The organism is Ilyobacter sp., from assembly GCF_041583315.1.
GTDB lineage: Bacteria > Fusobacteriota > Fusobacteriia > Fusobacteriales > Fusobacteriaceae > Ilyobacter.
Genome location: NZ_JBFHGC010000093.1, coordinates 1 through 6,803, shown reverse-complemented (window position 1 = coordinate 6,803; position 6,803 = coordinate 1). Strand labels below are relative to the sequence as shown.

Here is a 6,803-nt window from a genome sequence, read left to right as displayed (position 1 = left end):
GAGATGTACAGCAGTCTGTCTAGCGACTATATCCAGAGAAACAAAATGTTTAAAGGAAAGATCAGCTCTATGATGAGCAGCCCACTTACCTTGGGAGGGAAGAGACAGAGTGATTTCGCATTATTGCTGGAAAATTCCACAGCAGAACTTTCCTCTGACACCTTTACACTGAGCCCCAACTACTCATTCCTGGAAGGGGAAGAGAAATATATACAGCATTTCGATATTCTGGGAAGCACAGGAAGCTATGACAAGTCAGGAGTGGAATATGATACCCACGCCTCTGGATTTGTGGGGATTACCGAAAAGGTAACGGGAAAAAATTCATCAGTGGGACTATCCTACGGTTATTTTGATGCAAGAAATGACTATGATGACGGCAGCGATGCTGAGACAGAAACTTTCCATCTGGGTATGACACACAAACTATATTTTGGTAATGAGTATATGCTGGCGTCTCATCTGGGAGCAGAGTATTCTAAAAATGATGTTACCCGTGAAATAACCACCCTGGGTCTACAGGCAACTTCAGATTATGACAGCTACAGTGTAAGTATCGGTAGTGACCTGAGTAAAAATATAAAGTTAAGTGAAAGAGTTACTCTGGTTCCTTCCATCGGTGCTGGTTATTCCAGGATAGAGAGAGAAAGCTTCACAGAAAGCGGAAGTATAGGACTTGCAGCACTTGATGTGGAAAAACAGGGGCTTGACTCTGTGACAAGTAAAATCGGGCTAAGACTTGATACGGATCTCACTGACAAAATTGTCTGGTTTGTGGGAGGATCGTGGGAACACGAATATGCCGACTTAAACAAAGACCAGGAAGCTTCTTTCAGAGGCGATGTCAATGCAGAAAGCTTTAAAATCAAAGGTACCAACATTGATGAAGATACTTACAGCATATTGACTGGTGTAAATTTCAATGTAAATGATTCTCTGACTTACAGAATTATGTATTCCTACACACAACAGGATGATCTTGGTGAAAACAATATAGATCTAGGAGTCAGCTGGAAGTTCTAGGAGTACCTTTTCCAGATTATGTTTGAAATATTTAATAATTATTGGGAGTTCCTTAGAGGGCTCCCTTTTTTTTATGTTATCTAAAGTTTATTTTCCAGATGTTCTAAGGCTGAGTGGTTTGATTCCAGCTAAGTGAAGGAGTCTTATGGACATAAAGATGACACAGAGAGATGTTACTAATATATTTATAATTGAATGATAAACAGAAAGATTTATTATTGACCTTAGAGTCACTCTAAGGGTTACTATAAACTATATAAATATAAATACTTTAACAAGGAGAAGATGAGTATGAAGAAAAAAATATTGGGCATGATGATATTAATCTCATGCAGTTCTTTCGGGACGGAAGTTTCTTTGGAAAAAGCTGTAAACACAGCTTTTGAAAATAACCGTGGCCTTAAAAACAGCAAAATAGAGACTGTGCAGCAGGAGCTTCTTTACAAGGAAACTGCCAAGGGAGCTCTTCCTTCAGTGAGTATAGAAGGCGGCTATACAGATGACAGAGGCGACAGTTATGACGACGGATATTTTGAAAACGGGATAGTAGTGACACAGCCGATATATTCCGGAGGGGAGATCTATTACGGTATAGAGGGAGCCAAAAAAAACAAAGAACTATACGATCTCACTTATGAGAAGGAAAAGTGGGATACCAGGCTTGAAGTCGTGAAGCAATATATAAGTATACTTCAGCTCCAAAAGACATTAGAGGTATATGAAACCTCCAAGGCTGAAAAAGAAGAGGAGATAAAGAGACAACAGGAGTTTTATAATCTCGGACTTCTTGACAAAAGTGAGATTCTAAAGGTTGAGTCCTCTCTCTATGAAACCAAAAGCGACATAATAGACACCAAAAATGAAATTCAGAAAGAAAAGATAACACTTAAAAAATTGATGGGGATATCCCTTGAGGAAGAGATTCAGCTAAAAGATATAGAGTTGGGTAAGATAGAACCAGAAAATATAGACTATGAAAATGATCTGAAAAATGCAGTGAATGAAAGCATTGAGTCAAAGGGGCTAAAACTTAGTGCTGAGATAACAAAGCTTGAGGAAAAGGCAGCTAAAAGCGAATTTTTACCAAAGGTGGATTTAGAGTATGCCTATGAAAGCTCTGATGAGGCTAGTTTTTCAGACTCTGCTGCTATAGATGACTGGCAGTGGCGTGTAGGGGTAAGCTTCGAGTGGGAGATATTTAATTTCGGAAGCTCTATGGACTCGTATAAAAGAGCAAAACTGGAGACGGAAAAGGCAGATATTTCTAGGGAAGACAGTATAGAGGAACTGAAAAAAGAGATTACATCGGCATATCTTGAGATGAAGACTCTTTACAGCCTTATGGAAACAAGGAAAAAATCCTATGAAACGTCAAATGAGACATACAATATAGACAGAGAAAAGTATGCTAACAGGCTGATAGATACAGTGGATTATCTCCAGACAGAATCAGACCTAAGAGAGGCTCAGGTAAATTACATCAATGTACAGATGGATTATTATCAGGCATATGAAGAATACCTAAATCTTATAAAGTAATCGGAGGATAAAATGAAAAAACTTATATTAATTGTAACTATTGTCTTATTAACTGCTTGCGGTAAATCTAAAGAAGCACCAGTTGAAACAAAAGAGGTCTTAAAAACTGTAAAAAGCGTGGAACTTAAACAAACCAAGGTTGAGAATATAAAAAACTACAACGGTGAACTAATTCCTCAAAATGAGGTAACTCATTTAACTGACACCGGAGGAGACGTAAAAAAAATAAATTATCAAAATGGCGACTATGTAAAAAAGGGAGAAGTGGTACTAGTTCTCCAAGATACAGAAACTGAGGCGGCTTACCTAGAGTCTGCAGGTGAATATATGAAGGCAAAGTCAGACTATGAGACGAGTAAAATATCATATGGTAAATACAAGACTCTTTTTGATAAAAAACTCATATCTGAAGATTCATTTCTAACTGTTAAAAATCAGTATACACAAAGTGAGGGAGAGAAGAAAGTAGCTGAGTCCCAGTATCAGAAGACTAAAAAAGATTATGACGACCTCACAGTGAGAGCGAAAATCTCAGGACTGGTAAGTGACCTGAGTATAAAAAAATATCAGAAGACAAGTGCAGATGAAAACCTTTTTACAATTGTAGACAACAGCAAGATGGAGATAGGTATAGGTATATCCGCCTCTGATCTGGAAAATATAAAAAAAGGCAGCAAAGCTATGGTATATATTGATGGTATAAAAGAAGAGATAGAAGGAGTAGTAAAAAAAATAAATCCATCATCAGACAGCGACACAAAAAAATATGAAGCCACAGTCCTTCTGGAAAATAAAGACGGTAAACTGCTCAAAGGAATGTACTCCAAGGTAAAAGCTAATAGCGGCGAGGTAGAAGGATTTTTTGTCCCGAAAGAATCGATAATGCTAAAAGATATGTATAATTATATTGCAGTTTCCAGAGAGGGACAGGCAGTCATATACAAGGTAGACTTGGGGATTTCATCAGATGACTACCAGCAGATAGTTTTTGACGAATACCAGCCAGGAGACAAAATAATAATTCAGGGGCAGTATCTTCTCAAGAACAACGACAAAATAAAGGAGGCCTAGATAGATGAGCTTATCAAATTTTTCCATAAAAAAACCGGCTACCACTACAATGATAATGATAGCCATGATATTTTTCGGGTATCTGGGCCTTACTAAAATGCCTGTGGAAATGATGCCTAGTACATCATATCCAATGGCACAGATAACTATAGATTGGGACGGGGCAACACCTAATGACGTAAATGACATGATTACCAAAAAAATAGAGGATGTTCTTCCCAATATAGACGGGATAACTGAATACAATTCTACATCTGAGGTAGGGGAGTCTACTATAGAGGTGAAGTTTGATTACGGGACCGATATAGAGACTAAGATTACCCTTATTCAGAATGAGATCAATCAGATAAGTGACGATCTTCCTGAGGATGCAGATGAACCTGTCATAAGAGAGCAGTCCACATCTGGTATACCTGCAATGGTTCTAATGCTCGTAGGGGGAGATCCCATGGAGATGAGAACTTATGCAAATGCCACAGTTGAACCTTTAATAGAGAGAATAGACGGGGTATCCCAGGTGTTTATAAAAGGTGGACAGGAGCAGGAAGTCCTGGTAGAGATCGATCCTGAAAAACTAGATAATTATAATATAGGTATAGAGGATATAAGTTCTATTATATCTGAAGCAAATGTAAATATCCCCGGTGGAATACTTATGGAAGGGGAGAAAGAATACATAATTAAAGTAGAGGGAGAACTTTCAACTCTAGAGGAAATATCAGATATTGTATTGAAAAATTCAAATGGAAAACTGCTGAAATTAAAAGATTTGGCAGATGTAAAAATGTCAATGAAGGACAAGGACAGTATATTTAGAAACAGCGGTAAAGATGCCCTTGCACTGATAATCACAAAAACTGACAACGGAAATTCAGTAGAGATAGTAAACACCATAAAAAAAGTTATGAAAAATGTAGAGGGGTCAATGCCTATAAATACAGAGGCAAAGATAGCTCATGATTCATCTACTACCATATTAAATTCCATTGCCAGCGTAAAAGAAAATGCTTTAACAGGTATAATTCTTGTATCTATAATACTCTTTCTGTTTTTAAAAAATATTTCTGTAACAACGATAGTAGCTGTGTCTGTGCCTACATCTATAATATTTACCTTCTTTTTATTAAATGCCATGGGGATAAGCATAAATATAATCTCCCTTATGGGTCTCTCTCTGGGAGTGGGAATGCTTGTAGATGACTCGGTAGTTGTAGTAGATAATATATTCAGACGTTTTACAGAGTTCAAAGAAGATAAGGTTACGGCTTCGGAAAAGGGAGCTAGTGAAGTGACCTTACCTGTAATAACATCATCCCTTACAACAATGGCGGTATTTTTACCAATGGTGTTTCAAGAGGGGATAGTGAAAAAGCAGTTTGGAGATATGTCATATTCTATAAGTTTCTGTCTCACGGCTTCACTTATAGTGGCTGTTATGTTTGTACCTATGATGTGCAGCAAGATTTTAAAGAAAAATACAAATATAGCCCATGAAGGGGCTGTAATGAAATTTGTAAAGCAAAAATACAAGGGGATTTTAAAACTAGCCCTAAGAAGAAGATTTCTTGTGGTCATAGGAGCCCTGCTATTGTTTATTGCTTCTATATTCATGTCAAAAACCTTAGGGGGAGGATTCTTGCCCACCCAGGATAGTGGAAATTTTGCTGTGGTAGCATCTCTACCCTCTGGAGCCGATATAAAAATGGCCGACAGAATAGCAGATGTTCTAGAAGAAAGAGCAAAGGATCTAAAATATGCAACTAATTATTCTATCATGGGAGACACAGAAGATGTGGTACTAAACCTAAGTGCAGGTCTAAAAACCACCAGAGAAGAGAGTATGTATGATATCATGGGAGACCTCAGGAAAAAATTCCAGGGAATTCCAGATGTTACCATTACTGTAGTTCCGGACTTTGTGAGAGGATCCTCTGATATAAATGACCTTGAGTTTAATCTTTATTCAGATAATGAAAAACAGCTTGAAGTAATATCTGAACAACTAAAAGAAAAAATATCAGGGATACCAGGGCTGACAGATATAAGTACCTCTCTTGAAGGTGGTAAGCCAGAGGGAAGGTTCAAAATTGACAGAGAAAAGGCAAAATACTATGGCGTAAGTGTGTCAGAGGTAGCCAGTATGATAGGGGCTCAGATAAACGGAAGCACCCCTATAACCATAAACAGCGACAATGATGAAATAGATGTAACTGTACAGCTGAAAAAAGAGTACAGAGAGTCCAGCAAGCTTCTTTTGGACTCCAGAATAACCTTAGATAATGGTAAAAGTGTAAAAATTTCTGATGTGGCAGACTATGTAGTTGTAGAAGGTCCGTCAAAGATAGAGAAGAAAGACAAGAAGAGAAAGGTAACTCTCTATGCCAACCTTGAGGAGAATGCCAACCTGCAGAATGCCGAGGCCAGTATTATTTCAGAACTGAATAAAATAGGACTTCCAGACGGAGTTACCTATAGTTCTGACGGGGACAACAAGGATATGGGAGCTATATTCAAACAACTTGCTTCGACTTTTGTGGTTGCAGTTTTTCTGATATATTTCATATTGGTTTGGCAGTTTGAATCCTTTGTTTTTCCGTTGATAATAATATTCTCTATACCACTGTCAACCATGGGTGCTATTTTTGGGCTCTACTTTGCAGGGAAAAGTCTAGATGCCATGGTTTTTGTGGGAATAATCCTACTCATTGGTATAGTGGTAAACAATGCTATCGTTCTTATTGATTTCATAAATCAGAGGATAGATGCAGGGGATAGTATTTCAAGGGCTGTTATGACTTCTGGAGTCACCAGGCTGAGACCGATACTTATGACAACTATGACAACAGTCCTCGGAATGGTTCCTTTGGCTATAAGCAACGGTGAGGGAGCGGAGATGTACAACGGAATGGCCTTTGTAGTTATATTTGGTCTGAGTTTTGCAACTATACTGACCTTGTTTTTAATCCCGTGTATTTACTACATCGTAGAAGATATAAGAGAGTACTTTATTGCAGCATGGAGAAAAAAACATCCTGAAAATACTGAGATTGAAAATGAAATTGCATAATAATTTTAATTTTGTATAAAATTCTTCCCCTTTATCTGCTATAATTTATTAAGCAGATAAGGGGGAGTTTTATTTTATGAAGAAGATGTTTATTTCAATAGGG

4 protein-coding genes are annotated in these 6,803 nt (G+C 37.7%); all 4 read left to right on the top strand.

Annotated features, from left to right (window positions below):
- The coding region (locus ABZA26_RS04785; RefSeq protein WP_372713377.1) for an autotransporter outer membrane beta-barrel domain-containing protein at positions 1-1,023 on the top strand (1,023 nt) is incomplete at its 5' end.
- Positions 1,024-1,314: 291 nt separating this feature from the next.
- Positions 1,315-2,562, top strand: coding sequence for a TolC family protein (locus ABZA26_RS04780; RefSeq protein WP_372713376.1), 1,248 nt, complete (start codon positions 1,315-1,317; stop codon positions 2,560-2,562).
- A 12-nt stretch (positions 2,563-2,574) separates the two neighbouring features.
- On the top strand, positions 2,575-3,633 hold the full coding sequence (locus ABZA26_RS04775) for an efflux RND transporter periplasmic adaptor subunit (protein ID WP_372713375.1): 1,059 nt from the start codon (positions 2,575-2,577) through the stop codon (positions 3,631-3,633).
- Between the two features lie 4 nt (positions 3,634-3,637).
- Positions 3,638-6,700 carry an efflux RND transporter permease subunit gene (locus ABZA26_RS04770; protein ID WP_372713374.1) on the top strand — a complete coding sequence of 1,021 codons (3,063 nt, stop codon included), beginning with the start codon at positions 3,638-3,640 and terminating at the stop codon, positions 6,698-6,700.
- Positions 6,701-6,803 lie beyond the last annotated feature (103 nt).